The organism is Methylocystis sp. MJC1 (assembly GCF_026427715.1).
Lineage (GTDB): Bacteria > Pseudomonadota > Alphaproteobacteria > Rhizobiales > Beijerinckiaceae > Methylocystis.
On record NZ_CP107558.1, the window covers coordinates 949,686 to 965,950 of the forward strand.

General features: G+C 65.0%; 13 protein-coding genes. 3 read left to right on the top strand and 10 right to left on the bottom strand.

The genetic code is table 11. From position 1 onward, the window contains the following. The first annotated feature begins 72 nt into the window (after positions 1 to 72). A complete protein-coding gene (locus OGR47_RS04620) occupies positions 73 to 1,101 on the top strand; it encodes a hydantoinase/oxoprolinase family protein (RefSeq protein ID WP_165054820.1) in 1,029 nt (342 codons plus the stop codon). Positions 1,102 to 1,202: 101 nt separating this feature from the next. On the opposite strand, the gene OGR47_RS04625 is transcribed toward OGR47_RS04620, so the two are convergent. From OGR47_RS04625 to OGR47_RS04670, 10 genes are all read right to left on the bottom strand, one after another. After that, positions 1,203 to 1,796 carry a DUF447 domain-containing protein gene (locus OGR47_RS04625; protein WP_165054818.1) on the bottom strand — a complete coding sequence of 198 codons (594 nt, stop codon included), beginning with the start codon at positions 1,794 to 1,796 and terminating at the stop codon, positions 1,203 to 1,205. Continuing rightward, positions 1,780 to 3,198, bottom strand: a complete 1,419-nt coding sequence (locus OGR47_RS04630) for a DUF6513 domain-containing protein (protein ID WP_165054816.1) — start codon at positions 3,196 to 3,198, stop codon at positions 1,780 to 1,782. Before OGR47_RS04630 ends, OGR47_RS04625 begins: the two co-directional genes overlap by 17 nt. 488 nt (positions 3,199 to 3,686) lie before the next feature. Continuing rightward, positions 3,687 to 4,247, bottom strand: a complete 561-nt coding sequence (locus tag OGR47_RS04635) for a flavoprotein (RefSeq protein WP_165054814.1) — start codon at positions 4,245 to 4,247, stop codon at positions 3,687 to 3,689. Next, entirely contained in the window at positions 4,244 to 4,909 is a 666-nt protein-coding gene (locus tag OGR47_RS04640; RefSeq protein WP_246729794.1) for a uridylate kinase, read from the bottom strand. Before OGR47_RS04640 ends, OGR47_RS04635 begins: the two co-directional genes overlap by 4 nt. Then, positions 4,881 to 5,996 (bottom strand): (5-formylfuran-3-yl)methyl phosphate synthase, encoded by a 1,116-nt coding sequence (locus OGR47_RS04645; protein ID WP_165054813.1) that lies wholly within the window; start codon positions 5,994 to 5,996, stop codon positions 4,881 to 4,883. The genes OGR47_RS04640 and OGR47_RS04645 overlap by 29 nt, the downstream gene beginning before the upstream one ends. Positions 5,997 to 6,214: 218 nt before the next feature. After that, positions 6,215 to 7,525 (bottom strand): bifunctional folylpolyglutamate synthase/dihydrofolate synthase, encoded by a 1,311-nt coding sequence (locus tag OGR47_RS04650; RefSeq protein ID WP_165054811.1) that lies wholly within the window; start codon positions 7,523 to 7,525, stop codon positions 6,215 to 6,217. A 20-nt stretch (positions 7,526 to 7,545) separates the two neighbouring features. Further along, positions 7,546 to 8,409 carry an acetyl-CoA carboxylase, carboxyltransferase subunit beta gene (accD, locus tag OGR47_RS04655; protein ID WP_165054809.1) on the bottom strand — a complete coding sequence of 288 codons (864 nt, stop codon included), beginning with the start codon at positions 8,407 to 8,409 and terminating at the stop codon, positions 7,546 to 7,548. After that, positions 8,406 to 9,296: a tryptophan synthase subunit alpha gene (gene trpA, locus OGR47_RS04660; protein WP_165054808.1), complete on the bottom strand. Its 891-nt coding sequence runs from the start codon at positions 9,294 to 9,296 to the stop codon at positions 8,406 to 8,408. Before trpA ends, accD begins: the two co-directional genes overlap by 4 nt. Positions 9,297 to 10,030: 734 nt before the next feature. Further along, the gene (locus tag OGR47_RS04665; RefSeq protein ID WP_165054806.1) at positions 10,031 to 11,953 is read right to left on the bottom strand and encodes a potassium transporter Kup; all 1,923 of its coding nucleotides are present in this window, start codon (positions 11,951 to 11,953) and stop codon (positions 10,031 to 10,033) included. A gap of 24 nt (positions 11,954 to 11,977) precedes the next feature. Beyond that, entirely contained in the window at positions 11,978 to 13,948 is a 1,971-nt protein-coding gene (locus OGR47_RS04670) for a potassium transporter Kup (protein WP_165054804.1), read from the bottom strand. Positions 13,949 to 14,192: 244 nt separating this feature from the next. On the opposite strand from OGR47_RS04670, the gene OGR47_RS04675 reads away from it, so the two are divergent. Together OGR47_RS04675 and OGR47_RS04680 are read left to right on the top strand one after the other, a co-directional pair. Next, complete coding sequence (locus OGR47_RS04675) at positions 14,193 to 14,984, top strand: dienelactone hydrolase family protein (RefSeq protein WP_165054802.1); 792 nt, start codon at positions 14,193 to 14,195, stop codon at positions 14,982 to 14,984. Between the two features lie 177 nt (positions 14,985 to 15,161). Next, positions 15,162 to 16,265, top strand: coding sequence for a Ppx/GppA phosphatase family protein (locus OGR47_RS04680; protein WP_165054801.1), 1,104 nt, complete (start codon positions 15,162 to 15,164; stop codon positions 16,263 to 16,265).

The following is a 16,265-nucleotide window of genomic DNA, read 5'->3' on the forward strand; positions in this document are numbered from 1 at the left end:
TTGTTGTATGGAGCCGTGGCGTAGTGGATGCCGGGCGTATGGGCGCCCTCCATCCTCCGCAAGGCATTAAACATGACCGCGATCATCGGCTGGGACATTGGCGGCGCCCATGTGAAGGCGGCGCGCGCGGAGAATGGGCGGCTCGTCGCCGTAACGCAGCGCGCCTGTGCGCCGCATCTCGGGCTCGCGAATCTCGAGGCGCCGATCCGCGAGACGCTGAAAGAACTGGGGCAGGCGACGCATCATCGTGTGACGATGACCGCCGAGCTCTCGGACGCTTTCGAGGACCGTATGAGCGGCGTCGTTTCAGTGGCGGCGATTGCGGCGCGAGAGATCGGTGGCGATGCGCTCTTCTACGCCGGAGCGCGCGGCTTCGTTGCGCGCCAGCAAATTCGCGTTGCGGCGGAAGCCGTCGCCTCGGCCAATTGGCGAGCCAGTGCGGAGCTTGTCGCGCAAAATTGCGCCGAATCGCTTTTTATCGACATGGGCTCGACAACGACCGACCTTGTCCCGATTCGTGGCGGGCGCGTCTGCGCTCAGGGCGCTACCGACGCCGAGCGGCTCATGAGCGGCGAGCTGTCTTATGCAGGGTTCTCGCGCGGCGCGCCCCAGGCCTACGCCACGCGCGCGCCGATCAGTGGCCAATGGACGCCGCTCGTTAATGAAGCCTTCGCCTCGATGGCTGACGTCCGCCGTATCCTCGACGATCTCCCGGAAGGAGACTGCGGCGCAGATTTGTCGCCGACAGCGGATGGCAGGCCCAAGACAGTCGCGGCGTCTCATGCGCGCCTCGCGCGTCTTGTCGGTCTCGACGCGGGGCAGCTTACGCAATTACAAGGGCGCGCGCTTGCAGCGTATTTCTCACGCGCGCAGATGCGCGCCATAGAGGATCAGATCGCTCTGCTTGCGTCCCGCGAAGCCGTCGCGCCCGACGCGCCCTTCATCGGCGCCGGCGTCGGCCGCGCGCTTGTTGCGCGTCTCGCACAGGCGCAGGGTCGCGCCTATCTGGATTTCGCCGACTACATCGCAGCGCCAGACGAGCTGCGCGCGGCGGCAGCCAATTGCGCGCCGGCGGCGGCGCTGGCGCTGCTTGCAGTTTAATACGCGACCGCCCCCTCCCCAGCCCTCCCCCGCTTCGCGGGAGAGGGAGCAGGCTAAGGCCTTCATCGAGACTGCTGATCGTGAGCGCCTCCTCTCCCGCGTCAGCGGGGGAGGGTTGGGGAGGGGGCCGCCGCAGCTTTCTCCAAATGCGCGGCGATCTTCTGCATCACCATTTCCCAGGCTTCGCGCTCGGCCTCTCCCGCCGTCTTGTCGATCGCGATCTTGAGATAGGCGATCTCGCTGTCGATCTTCTCGCGCGAGAGCCTATCGAGGCGCGTCGCGAGAATCGCCGCTTCCAACACAGCGGCGCGCGCGCGATTCATGCCAAGGAAAGGTTGATGCGATTCCGTGTGCGTCACGCGGCAAAAGAAGCGTGGGCGCACAGCATCCGCTTCGATGCGCTCCACCTCGAGCGCTGCATGCGCGAGCGCCGCCGACAGGCGCGGCGTCGGCCAGCCATTCACATCCGTCAGAGGAAAATTACGCACGCCCGTCACAAGACTGGCGAAGATGCGCGCGTCATCGGTAAAGCTCGCCGTGAGCTTCCCACTGCGTTCGAGATTGCTCAGCGTCGTCGAGGGACGGAAGGGCGCGGCGATCCAATAGCCGCCTTCTTCGATCAGTCCCAGAGGTGCCACATGCGGCAGGCCTTCCGCCGTCAGCGTTGTGACGACGCATTCATGAATCAGAGGCATTGCCTTTTTCCTCGCGCGCCTTGCGCATGGTATGTCCCATTTCCTTGAATCGGGCCGCGTCTTCTTCGTCCTTGTCGATGGCGGCGCCGAAATCGAGCGGCTCATCCTGCCGGTAGCGCTTGCCGAGCTTATAGGCGAGCTCCGCCTTCATCAGCTCCGCGCCGAGATAGAAAGCATGCGCGCCGTCTTGCTCGACTTTCAAATGCGGAAAGAGCGACATGGCTTCCGTCTCGACACAGTGGAAGTTCTTCGCGAAGACATGCACGCCGTCGCGCGTCACATCTATGCGGTAGTTCACATCGCGCAATTCACGCGCCAGCTCGGCGATCTCTTCCGGCGTCGCAGAATAAGGGCGCTTGTCGTGCACTTGCAGCAGCGCGTCGCTGTAGCCTTTCGGCAAAGCGCGATCGGCGCGCGCGGCATACATCAGGCGCCGCGCCGCATCGTGCTCCTGCAACGTGCGGCGCGTGTGCGGGCTCACCTGCACGGTAAGCAAATGGCGGATGTTCAGCTCGGAGCAAATGCCGAGCATGGCGGCGGTGACGCCCGCCGAATCGGCGTCGGTGAGTTCGGTGAGATTGCCCGTGCCCATCATGATCTCGGCGTCGGGCTCGCGCGCGCGGATTTCGACATAACGCGCGATCGAGGCGGCGAAGCCGAAATGGATGGGATCGAGAATCGGATCGAGAATAAAGTCGATCCCGCGACGTCGTGCGATGCGCGCGGCGCGTTGCAGCGAATCGAGATCGCCATGCGGGCGCGGCACGAGGATCGGCACGAGCGGGGAGTTGTCGGGTAGGATCGACAGCGTCTCTTCGTCGAGGCTCAAGAGATGATCGACGCCGGCCTTCGCGGCGCGCGTCAGCTCCGCAACACTCGCCGAATCGACCGAGACCTTGAAGCCTTCCGACTTAAGCGCCGCGATCGTTTCTTCCATATGGTCGAAGGGCGTGTCCGGCAGGCAGCCGAGGTCGATCACATCGGCGCCGGCGCCCCTAAGGTCCCGCGCCTTGGCGACCACCTCTGCGACGCTCATCTTCGAGGCGTCGACGATCTCCGCGAAGATGCGCATGTCGTGCCGCGAGAGATCGGGCTTGGCGCCGCCGCGGCCCAGATAGGCGGGGAGGTCGGCGACCTCCTCGGGCCCGCGCTCGAAGGGCACGCCGAAGCGCTGCGAAAGCGCGTCGAGATCAGCCCGGCAGCGGCCCGGCAGGATAACGCGGTCGGCCTCGACTGGGCGGGGCAGGCGGCGCTCGATGATCTCTTGCGTCATCAGAGCAGCGACCTTCACGCCGATGTTGTGGATGCGCCAGCCGCGCGCCGCCTCGCCGAAGCCGGCGACCATCCGCTCCAGTCGCGGATAGGCCAGATGTCCGGTGAGAAACAGCAGGCGCTCGCTCATGCTTGGGCTTTCTTGGCAGGTCTTTAAAGTTACGCGCGGGCGATATGGTCGCTGGGCGTGAGCTCATCCCTCCCCTTTACGGGGAGGGTGGCGCGCGAAGCGCGACGGGTGGGGTAAAACCCAACCGCTGTCATTGCTGCGCGAACCCCACCCGGCGACCTTTGGCCGCCGACCTCCCCGTAAAGGGGAGGTAAGGGGATCAACCACGCCAGATCGCCATTTGCCCAACTACCTTACGATCCGATTTAGCATGAAGTAGGGGCTTTACCCCAACCCGGCCTGCTTTGCGGGCCGATCCTCCGTCTCGAGGGCTAAGGGAGTCGTACCGTTTCCATTTGAACGGCTCGCATGGGGCGCTGTGATTCCCGGCGGGCCGAAGGCCCGACCGGGAATCCAGAACCACAAAAGCGCTGGTTTTGCTCTGGATTCCCGATCGCTCGCTTTGCGACACCGGCCCGATGACGGCGCCACACCACGGATCGACGGGTTCAGCTCTGCCCTGTCAGCTCGCGCTTGCGCCGCTCCACAGCCTCCTGCAGCGCGGCGAGGCTTTCGGCGACCTGCGTCGCCTCGAAGGACTTCAGCCGGTCGGTGTTCTCCAGATCGATGCGGCGCGGATAGACCATCACCATGCCCTTGGGGGCGCGGGTCTCCAGCTCCGGCGCGGTGTCGCAGGCGAAGACGATGGTCGGCACGCGGCATTTGCCGGCCTGCGCGAAGACGTTTGTGGCGAGATTGTCCGAGATGCCGGCGACTGCCTTGGCGACCGTGTTCGAGGTCGCGGGCGCGACGACGAGCGTGTGATAGACGTTGTAGTAGAAATTGCCGACCGGCGCGGCGCTCGCGGTCGTGTCCTTGAAGATGCGGATCGTGTCCGGCAGATCGAGGTCGTGCTTATACATCCGCACGACTTCCGCCGCCGCCTTGCTGACGAAAAGGTCGCAATGATCGAGGCCGCGGATCATCTCGAGACATTCCGTGAAGAAATGCCCCGAGCCCGTGAGCGCCCATCCCCAACGCGGCGAAACGACGTCTTTCTTTTTTGTCATGAAGCAATCTTCTGTGTTGCGGAAGCGACAGGCGCGCCGGGCAGGGCGCCGCCAGCCATGAGCGCGCCCGCATTGGCGAGCGCGCGTGGGCCGGCGACGTAGACAGGCATGCCGTCGACATAGTCATGAAAGGCCGCATCCACAATGCCGGCCGAAACGATGCATTCCAAAGCAGAATCGGCGCCGATATCGATGCTTTTGACCATCAGCAGGGCATCCGCGCCGGTTCGTTGCGCAAGCCAGGCGGCGAGGCTGTCGGAGGTGACATCCCAGCCGGGCGTGATGTCGGCGGCGTCCGCGACCATGTTCGAAGGGCGCCACAAAGCGATCTGGCCGCGCCTATGCGCCGCGTCGATCTCCTCGCGCGTCGCCGCGAGCGCGAGGCCATAGAGGTCGGAGAGCGCCAACGCATATTGCTCCATGGCGAGAATCGCCATGGCGTGCGCGGCTCCTTCAGAAAATCCGAGCGTCGGCTGCGTGGCGCGCACGGCGTCGGCGAAAGGGCCGCCGCCGCAAACGAGCGTCAGACGATGCGGCCAGCGCTTCAACGCGTCGATCCAGCGCGCGAGATTGGGCGAGTCATGGAGACTGCCGCCGATCTTCGCGACGAGGAGGGGCGCGCGCGTCGTCATGTCAATCCGGCAGCGCGCGTCGATGGTCATGACGCTCACGGCGGATTTTCACGCCGACCGCGCCCGGCGCGACGTCGAGCTTCTCGACCTGCACGGTCACCGTGCGCACGCGTTCGTGCAGCAGCACGCTTTCGGCGAGGCGTTCGGCGATCGTTTCCACCATGGCGACATGGCCGCTGGCGAGGATCATTTTGATCGCGTCCATGATCACGTCATAGGAAAAGACGGCGCGCATGTCGTCGGAGATTTCGGCGCGCGTCACCTCGGCGTCGACGTTGAAGCGCACGCGCTGCGTATGGCCATATTCATGCGCATAGGCGCCGACTTCCATCGGCACGACATAGTCGTGCAGGAAGACGCAATCCGTGTCGTTGGCTCCCGGCGGCTGCATGAAGCCGCGGGCGATGAGCGCCCATTCGGCCGCCATCTCCTCCACGACATCGGGGCGCGTCGGGATGAGGTCGCGCAGGAGGGCGACAGCTTGTGCGGAGAGCGCGCCCTGCCGGTCGCCATGGTCGCAGAGCGCGCCGCGAAAGCCGATGACGTCGGCGCCGGTGACAAGAAGGCGCGGGACGTCCGGCGGCTCCAGCGCGCCGGCGAGGCCCGCAGCCAAACGCAGCTCGTGGCAGCTGGCGGTGAATTCGGAAAGCGCGCCGACCGTCATGATGTCGATCAAACGGCCGTTGTTCTTATGCGCCGTGTCGAGCATCGCGCCGTGGAAGCCGGCTCTGGCGAGCGCGGGCAGGCGCTCGAAATCCGGGCGCAGGTCGGCGAAAAGCACGGCGACGAGCTTCACGCGCTTGGCGATCGGCGCGAGGGCGGCAATGATCTCGTCGGCGTCGGGCGTCGCGGGCAGGGCGAATTTCACATAATCGACGCCGGTCTCGATTGCTTCCTCGAAGGCCTCGCGGGCGTGGGCCACGTCATGCGGCAGATCGACGACGGCGCTGACCGGGCGCCGGCCTGCCACAGCGGCGACGATCTCCTTGACCTGCGCCAACGGCAGCGCGCCCAGCGCGCCGCGGATAGGGTCCTTGCAGTCGATGATGTCGGCGCCATAGGCGAGGGCGGTCTCCGCCTCCTCTCGCGACAGAACGCTGGCCAACATCAGGGTCATTTATTCGGGCTCCGGTAGAAACTATTCGCGGCAGCTTTCTCCCCTCTCCCGCTTGCGGGAGAGGGTGGCCCCTGCGTCAGCAGGGGTCGGGTGAGGGCCGCCCTCATCTGTCACCGCTTCGCGGCGACGCCTTCTCCCGCAAGCGGCAGAAGGAAGAACTCCGCGCGCGGCGGATTCTCCATATACGCTCTTGTCACTTCTGTGAATTGCCGCGCGGGCTACTCGATCTGCGACCCATTGGCCGAGAGCACCGCCGCCGCCAGATAGAGCGAGCCGGCGATCAGCACGCGCGGCGGCTGGTCGAAGCTGTGCGAGGCGAGGATTTGCAGCGCCTCCTCGACATTGTTGGCGTAGGCCGCCACAGCAATGCCTTCGGCCCTGGCGAGCGCGGCGACTTCTTCCGGCGGCCAGCTCTTGTGCTCGCCCTCGACCGGCACGGCGACCATCTCGCGGGCGAGGCCCGAGAAATGCCGCAGCAAGGCGCGGACGTCCTTGGTCGTCTGCGCGCCGCAGATCAGCGCCAGCGGGCGGGGGGAGCGGTCGTGGAACTCGGCCATGGCTTCGGCCAGCACGCGGCCGCCGTCTTCATTGTGCCCGCCGTCGAGCCAGATTTCCGCATTGACGGGCGCGAGATCGACGATATGGCCGCGCACCAGCCGTTGGAGCCGCGCCGGCCATTCGGCGCGGGTGAGGCCGGCCTCGATGGCGGAGGTCGGGAGATCGGGCGCGACGGCGCGCAGCGCCGCGATCGCGTTGGCGGCGTTCTGATGCTGGTGGCGTCCGGGGAGACGGGGCAGGGGCAAATCGAGCAGCCCGCGCTCATCCTCGAAGACGAGTCTTCCATTCTCCTCGCGGATGTAGAAATCCTGTCCGGCGACACAGAGCGGGGCGCCGACGCGGCGCGCTTCGCGCTCTAGCACTCTCTCCGCCCCCTCCGGCTGGAAGCCGACGATGGCGGGGGCGCCGCGCTTGAAAATGCCCGCCTTCTCATAGGCGATTTTCTCGACGCTATCGCCCAGGAACTCCATGTGGTCGAGCGACACCGAAGTGACGATCGCCGCCTTGGGGTTCTTGATGACGTTGGTCGCGTCGTAGCGCCCGCCGAGTCCGGTTTCGAGCAGCAGCCAGTCGGCAGGATTATCCGCAAAGAGCGAGAAGGCGGCCGCCGTCGTCACCTCGAAGAAGGTGATGGGCTGGCCGCCATTGACGTCCTCGCAGCGCTCCAGAATGGCGTTGAGGCGTGCGTCGTCGACAAGCTTGCCGCCGCCCTCCGCGCCGAGCCGGATGCGCTCGTTGAAGCGGATGAGATGCGGCGAGGTATAGACATGCACGCGCTGTCCGGCCGCCTCCAGGATGGCGCGCAGAAAGGCGATGGTCGAGCCCTTGCCATTGGTGCCGGCGACATGGATCGTCGGCGGCAGACGCAGGTCCGGACGGCCGAGCGCCTCCAGCAGCCGCTCGGTGCGGCCGAGCGACAGGTCGATCTTCTTTGGATGAAGGGTGAGGAGTCGCGACAGAATCGCGTCCATGGTGCCGCGCCTTTCGTATATCAGGCGGCGCGGCGCGGCGGCGTCTTGGTGAGCAGGCCGCACAGGCGCGCGAGCGTATCGCGCATCTCCTGGCGCGGGGTCACCATGTCGACCATGCCGTGATCACGCAAATATTCCGCGCGCTGGAAGCCTTCGGGCAGCTTCTCGCGAATGGTCTGCTCGATGACGCGGGCGCCGGCGAAGCCGATGATGGCGCCTGGCTCGGCGATCTGCACGTCGCCCAGCATGGCGTAGGAGGCGGTGACACCGCCTGTCGTCGGATTGGTGAGCACGACGATATAGGGCAGGCGCGCGTCGCGCAGGCGCTGCACGGCGATCGTCGTGCGCGGCATCTGCATCAGCGAGAACATGCCTTCCTGCATGCGGGCGCCGCCGGAGGCGGTGAAGATGATGAAGGGCGTGCGCTTGGCGAGGGCGTGTTCGGCCCCCGCGACGATCGCCTCGCCGGCCGCCATGCCCAGCGAGCCGCCAAGGAACTCGAAGTCCTGAATGGCGACCGTCACCTGTGAGCCGTCGAGCCGGCCCGTGGCGAGCGTCACGGCGTCCTGGGCGCCGGTCTTGAGGCGATATTCCTTCAACTTGTCGACATAGCGCTTGATGTCGCGGAACTTCAGCGGGTCGACCGGCGCTTCGGGCGTCGGCAGAAGCTCCAGTTCGCCATTGTCGAAGAGATTGGTCAGCCGCACGTCGACCGGGCAGCGCATATGATAGCCCGAACTCGGCACGACATAGAGATTGGCCTCGATGTCCTTATGGAAGACGAGCTGGCCGCTCTCGGGGCATTTCACCCAAAGATTTTCCGGCGCCTCCCGCTTGATGAGGGCTTTGATCTTCGGCGGAACGACGTTGGAATACCAGTTCATGCCCAAAGCCTCTTGAGCCAGGAAAATGCGCCGCCGTTCTTGGCCGGGGACGCGCCGGGCGCCGCCCGTGCGCTCCGTACTCCGGCCGCAATGCTCGCAACGAGAGAGGTCACGGCCTCGACGCTTTTTTCGGTTGCCTTGCCGCCCTCGTCGAGCGACGCCTTCAACGCCTCGACCAGCGCCGAGCCGACCACGACGCCATCCGCGTAACGGGCGATTTCGGCGGCGTTTTGGGCGTTCTTGACGCCGAAGCCCACCGCGATCGGCAGCTTCGTATGTCCCTTGATCCGCTTCACGGCCTCGCTCACGCCGGCGTAATCCGCGAGCGCCGCGCCGGTGATGCCAGTCAGCGACACATAATAGACGAAGCCTGAGGTGTTTGCGAGCACCTTGGGCAGGCGCTTGTCGTCGGTCGTGGGGGTGGCGAGGCGGATGAAATTCAACCCTGCGTCGCGTGCCGGGACACAGAGCTCGGCGTCTTCCTCCGGGGGCAGATCGACGACGATCAGCCCGTCCACGCCCGCCGCCTTGGCGTCGGCGAGGAACTTATCGACGCCGTAGACATAGATCGGATTGTAATAGCCCATCAGCACGATGGGGGTGGCGTTGTCCCCGGCGCGGAAATCCTTGACGAGCTGCAGCGTCCCCTTCACCGTCGCGCCGGCCTTGAGCGCCCTGAGCCCCGCCGCCTGGATCGCCGGGCCGTCGGCCATGGGGTCGGTGAAGGGCATGCCGAGCTCGATGACGTCGGCGCCGGCGGCCGGCAGCGCCTTGAGGATGTCGAGCGAGGTCACGGGGCCAGGGTCGCCCGCCATCACGAAAGTCACGAGAGCGGCGCGCCCTTCGGATTTCAGGGCGGCGAAACGGTCGTCGATACGGGTGGACATATTGGCGGCGATCTCTCGGTTCCCCCCTTCTCCTGCCGGAGAAGGCGCCGCGCGGATGCGCGGCCGATGCGGGCTCTCACCGGCCCCCGCTCACGCTGGGGCCACTCTCGCCCGCAAGCGGGAGAGGAGAGAGCGTGGGTGCTGATTATTCCGTGGCCAGCGTTCCGTCCACCTCTTTATGACGAGGAGGGAGGGGCCCCAATGGTTGGCGACGCCTCGATTTTCCCGGCTGGCTTAAGGCCCGGCACGTTATTTCCACAGAGTTGAAAGGATTCACGGCGGGGAAATTGAGCCGGGTTGGACAGGCCCCTGTGAAATTAAGGGCTCAGACGACGATACAACGTCGAAAGCCTCCTCACCAATAAACAATATGTAATGCTTTACCCCCTCAAAATCACGAGTGCAAAGGCTTTCCTGTCGAAGCCAGTCAGTCAAGTCGCTCTGCTCGTCCAAAAAAGCGATAGCACGTTTCGCTCCCAAATCTCTCTGCAATTTAAGGCGTATTCCCTCGTCAGTTATGCGAACAAGCAGCACTTCTTCAAACAAAAATTCAATGAGGACAGATCCTGACTGGTCACGTCCTTCGATCCGCAGAGATCCATCATCATATATTAGCCTAGAGGACGATATCCTGCCGGGCAGACAATAGTATTGCTTGTATCTGTTCTTCATATCGAACTTCGCCCTGAGTTCTGTTGCCAGACTGAGGCCTCGTTTACCATGTCTGCATTAACTCAGATCGTTACCTGCGCCCCGAGCTCCACCACGCGGTCCGACGGGATCGAGAAGAAGTCCGTGGCGTTCGCCGACTGTTTTGTCAGCGCGACGTAGAGCTTGTCCTGCCAGGGCGGCATCTCCGACGAGGGGCTTTCCTTGATCGTCCGTCGGCCGAGGAAGAAGCTCGTGGTCATGATGTCGTATTTGTAGCCGGCCTTGCGCATCAGGGCGAGCGCGGCGGGCACGCGCGGGCTTTCCATGTAGCCGAAATGCAGGATCGCCATATCGAAGTCGTTCGAGACCTTCGTCAGCTCGAAGCGCTTCTGTGGCGGCACGCGCGGGCAGTTTTCCGTGCGCACGCACAAGATCAGCACGCGCTCATGCAGCACCTTGTTGTGCTTGATATTGTGCATGAGGGCGGTCGGCGCGACATTCGGGTCGTTGGTGAGGAAGATCGCCGTGCCCGGCGCGCGCATCGGCTTCGATTTCTCGAGCATCGGGATGAGCTCGGCCAGCGGAATCGAGTCGCGGTGAGTCTTCTCGATCAGCAGCCGCGTGCCGCGCACCCAGGTCCACATCACGATCATCGAGCAGGCGCCGAGCGCCAAAGGCGCCCAACCCCCATCCACGATCTTGAGGAGATTGGCGGCGAGGAAGGCGAGATCGACGGTCAGGAAGGAGGCGATCACGCCGACGCTCAGCCACAGCGGCCATTTCCAGTCGCGCCAGACGACGATGAAGGCGAGGCTGGTCGTCACCACCATCGTGCCCGTGACGGCGATGCCATAGGCCGAGGCGAGCGCCGAGGAGCTGCGGAAGACGATGACGAGCAGCAGCACGCCCAGCAGCAGCAGTCGGTTGACGCGCCCGATGTAGATCTGCCCTTCCTGCGATTCCGAGGTGTGGGTGATTTCGAGGCGCGGCAGCAGGCCGAGCTGAATCGCCTGACGCACGATGGAAAAGGCGCCGGTGATCACCGCCTGGCTGGCGATGACGGTCGCGACGGTCGAGAGCAGAACGAGCGGCAGCAGCGCCCAATCGGGCGCGAGCAGGAAGAAGGGATTATTGACCGCTTCCGGATTCGACAGAATGAGCGCGCCCTGGCCCAGATAGTTCAGCAGCAGCGCCGGCAGCACGAAGCCTAGCCAGGCGGCTTGAATCGGAAAGCGACCGAAATGGCCCATGTCGGCGTAAAGGGCCTCGGCGCCGGTCACGCCGAGGAACACCGAGCCGAGGATCGCGAAGCCGAGCCAGCCGTGGTTGAGGAGGAAGCTCACGCCGGTGCGCGGATCGAAAGCCCAGAGCACCTGCGGCGCGTCGCCGATATGCATGGCGCCCAGCGCGCCAATGGCGGCAAAAAAGACCACCATGATCGGGCCGAAGAGGGTCGCGACGCGCGCCGTGCCATGGCTCTGCACCCAGAAGAGGGTGATGAGGATGAATAGGGTAATCGGAAGCACATAGTCGCTGAAGCGATGGGTGACGAGCTCCAGACCCTCGACCGCCGACAGAACCGAAATGGCCGGGGTGATGATGGCGTCGCCCGAGAAGAGCGCCGCGCCGGCGACGCCCAGCAGGAAGATCGCGAGCGAACGCCCGCCGACGGAAGATTCAGCGAGCGCCATCAGCGACAGCGTGCCGCCCTCGCCGCGGTTGTCGGCGCGCATCAGGAAGAGGACGTATTTCAGCGTGACAGTGAAGACGAGCGCGAGAATGAGGAGCGAGATCGCGCCGATCACCGCTTCTTCGGTCAGAGCGTCGGCCTTCACGCTATGCGAAAGCGACTCGCGCAGGGCGTAGAGCGGGCTCGTGCCGATGTCGCCGTAAACGACGCCGATGGAGCCCAGGATCAGCGCTGAAGTCGAATGCTTGCCATGCTCGGCGCCTTCCGCGCCGGCCGGTTGAGCTTCGGCCGCGCCGATCTGGATATGCTTTGTCATTTACCGTCTCCGATAAAAAGCGGATCAGATGGTTAATTGCGCGCCGAGCTCGACGACCCGGTCGGAAGGAATTGAGAAGAAGTTCGTTGCATTCGCGGACTGTCTTGTCAGAGCGACGTAAAGCTTGTCTTGCCAGGCCGGCATTTCGGAGGCGGGGCTCTCCTTGATGATGCGCCGGCCCAGGAAAAAGCTCGTGGTCATGATGTCGTATTTGAACCCCGCCTTGCGCATGGCGGCGAGCGCGGCGGGGACGCGCGGGCTCTCCATGAAGCCGAAATGCAGGATCGCGCTGCAGAAGTCTTCCGAGAGGCTCGTGAGCTCGTAGCGTTTTTCGGGCGGAACGCGCGGGCGGTTTTCGGTCTTGACCGAAATGATCAGCACGCGCTCGTGCAGCACTTTATTGTGTTTCAGATTGTGCAGAAGCGCCGCCGGCGCAACATTGGGGTCGCTTGTCAGAAAGACCGCCATGCCGGGAACGCGCGTGGGCTTCGACTTCTGCATCATGGTGATGAGATCCATGATCGGAATGGAGTCGCGGCTCGTTTTCTCGGCGAGGAGGCGCGTGCCGCGCACCCAGGTCCACATCACGATCATGGCGCAGGCGGCGAGGGCGAGCGGCGCCCAGCCGCCTTCGGCGACCTTCAGAAGATTGGCCGCGAGGAAGGTGAGATCGACCGTGAGGAAGGCCGCGACGACGAGCCCCGCAAGCCAGACCGGCCAGCCCCATTTTTTCCACACCACGACGAAAGCGAGGGCGGTTGTGACGACCATCGTGCCCGTCACCGCGATGCCATAAGCGGAAGCCAGCGCCGAGGAGCCGCGAAACGCCACAACCAGCAGCAGCACGCCGACCAGAAGCAGGCGGTTCACCTTGCCGATATAAATCTGCCCTTCCTGCGACGCGGAAGTATGGGTGATCTCGAGACGCGGCAGCAGGCCAAGTTGCACAGCTTGTCGCGAGATCGAAAAAGCGCCGGTGATGACGGCCTGGCTGGCGATGACCGTCGCGACCGTCGAGAGGATGACGAGCGGCAACACCCCCCATTCCGGCGCCAGAAGGAAGAAGGGATTGCCGATCGCCTCGGGCCGCGACAGGATCAGCGCGCCTTGGCCGAGATAATTGAGCAGCAGCGCCGGCAGGATGAAGGTGAGCCAGGCGACGCGGATCGGGCGGCGCCCGAAATGTCCCATATCGGCGTAGAGCGCCTCGGCGCCGGTGACGCCCAGAAAGACCGAGCCGAGCACGGTGAAGCCGAGCCAGCCGTGCTCTGCGAAGAAGGCGACGCCCAGCGCGGGATTGAAGGCGCTCAGCACCTGCGGCGCGTCTTGAATATGGGTCGCCCCCAGCGCGCCGATCGTCACGAAGAAAATCATCATCACCGGGCCGAACAGCGCCGCGACCCGCGCCGTGCCGTGACTCTGCGCCCAGAACAGGGTCACAAGGATGAAGATCGTGGCCGGGATCACGAAAGCGCTGAAACGATGGGTGACGAGCTCCAGCCCTTCGATCGCCGACATCACGGAAATCGCCGGCGTGATGATCGCGTCGCCGGAAAACAGCGCGGCGCCGGCGACGCCCAGCAGAAACACGAGGAGCGATTTTCCACCGATCGACGATTCCGCCAGCGCCATGAGCGCGAGCGTACCGCCCTCGCCGCGGTTGTCCGCGCGCATCAGAAAGACGACGTATTTTATGGTGACGGTGAAGATCAGCGCGAAAATTAACAGCGAGAGCGCGCCGATGACGGCCTCTTCGGTCAAAAGGTCGGCTTGCACGATATGGGCGAGCGACTCCCGCAAGGCATAAAGCGGGCTCGTGCCGATGTCGCCGTAGACGACGCCGATCGAGCCGACGATAAGGCCGATGAGCCGACCCTGGCGCCGTTCGTGCACGTCATCCGCCCGCGCCTCTTGCGGCGCGCCAGGGGGCTCTTGGCGAGGTGGCTCCTGGGTAGGCGGGAGCGTCCGCATTTCCGCGCCCGATTGCTGCGTCATGAAACGTCCCTTCGGGAAAGCGGATATAGCGCGCAGAGCGGCGCCCTGGGAGCGGCTCGACCATGAGCTTTCGGATAAACGCGAACTCGGCCCTCACGCCGCGAAAGGTCTCCCTCCCTCAAACGGCGCCGCGATATACGCCCTTTTGTAGTCGAAGAGAAGGCTTAGTTTCGCCGTGCGAAAGGGCCCCTTGCAGGGGGGAGCGCCGGCGCGCAATTTGGCGTGGGCAAGAAACGGAGCGTTGATGAAAGACAAGCATGGCCATGGCTTCGCCGCCGCTGCGGGATCGGCTTCTGAGCACACGATCCGTACGGATTCCGAGGGTCTCGAGACCGGCCTTGCGCGGCTTCCTGGTGACGCCCCCGCCTATTTCGCCAAGCCCCAGGGCGGCGAGAGCCTGCCGGTTGTTCTCATCGCCGAGGAGATATTCGGCTTGCACGAGCATATTCGCGACGTCGCGCGACGCCTCGCCAAGCTTGGTTTTTTTGCAATCGCGCCGGATTACCTCGTTCGCTATGGCGACCCCATGGCGGCGCCTGACATCGACGCCCTTCGCGCGATTGCCGCCAAAGTCCCCGACGCGGAAGCAATGACGATCTTCGATGAAGCGCTGGCTTTCGCCATGGGCAAGGGCGCCGATGCGGCGCGGGCCGCCGTCACGGGCTTCTGCTGGGGCGGGCGCATCGCCTGGCTCTACGCCGCGCATAATCCTGCGCTTTTGGCATGTGTTCCCTGGTACGGGCGCCTCGATGGGCAGCGCACGGCCGAGCAGCCGCGCTGGCCGATCGACATTGCGGGAGAGATCAAGATTCAAACGCTCGGGCTCTATGGAGGCGAGGACCCGTCCATCCCTCGCGATGTCATCGAGCAAATGCAGAAAAAGCTCGCGGCGGCCGGCGCGCCGGCGGATATCATCGTTTACGACGACGCGCCGCATGGCTTTTTTGCCGACTATAGACCGAGCTATCGCGAGAGCGACGCGCATGACGCCTGGGGACGCATGCTCGCCTTTCTCCGAGCGCAAGGTGTTGGCTAAAGGCGTTGGCTAACGGAGGATGGGCTCGAATTTTGCCTTTCGGTAAAGCGGAGCGCTCGATCGCGTCGGCGGCTCCCCTCTTGCGGCCGGGTCCGCATTCCGGCAATTAAGAGGTTTGACGCGAATGGGGTCGCGGGGGCGGCGAAACGCGACGAAGCTTATCGCGGGAGCAGGAATTTGGCAGGGACCGAGCGGCCCGCTTATGCGGGGCCAGGTCTGGAGGCGGCTAGCCACGCGGCGCGGGCGCAGGCTGCGTTTTCGGTTGACGTCGCCAGCGACGGTCACGCCGCGCATGGCTACGGCCACACCTACGCCGCCCTCGATCTCGGCACCAATAATTGCCGCCTGCTGATCGCTCGGCCAGAACGGCGCGCCCGCCGGCGCGCCTCTGAATTCCTGCGAATCATCGACGCCTTCTCGCGCATCGTGCGCCTTGGCGAGGGTCTCGGCCGAGCGGGCCGCATCAGCGAGGCGGCGATCGAACGCACCATCGTCGCGCTGGAAATCTGTCGCGACAAGATGGAGGCCCGCGGCGTGACGCGCGCGCGGCTCGTCGCCACCCAGGCCTGCCGCGGCGCCGCCAATGGCGAGGAATTCGTCGCCCGGGTCCGCGAGCGCACCGGCCTCGAGCTGGAGGTGATCGACCGCGAGACGGAGGCGCGCTTCGCCGCGCGCGGCTGCGGCTCGCTCGCTGATCCGCAAGCCGCGAGCGTTCTCCTTTTCGATATTGGCGGGGGGTCGACCGAGCTCGTCTGGCTGACCCGCGCGTCGTCCCCCACGGACAATCGTGAGCTTCACAGCTGGACCTCGCTGGAGCTCGGCGTCGTCACGCTCGCCGAACATTTCGGCGGCCGGGTGGTCGACGCGGCGACCTTCGTGGCGATGAAAAATTACGCCCTGGATGCCCTGGAGCATTTCGTGCGCGAGACAGCCGAGGTGCGGCGCTGCTCCCGTTTCCATCTGCTCGGCACCTCGGGCACCGTCACCACCCTCGCCGGCGTGCATCTGGGGCTCGAACGCTATGACCGCTGGCGGGTCGACGGGCTGTGGATGACCGACGCCGAGGCGACCAGGGCGATCGAACGCCTGCGCGGCATGGATTTCGAGGCGCGTGTGGCCAATGGCTGCATCGGCCCGCAGCGCGCCGATCTCGTGCTTGCCGGCTGCGCGATTTTCGAGGCGATCCGCGAGATGTTCCCGGCCGCGCGCACGCGCATCGCCGATCGCGGCCTGCGCGAGGGCATGCTTTTGGAGCTGATGGAGGCGGATGGGGCGCTGTGA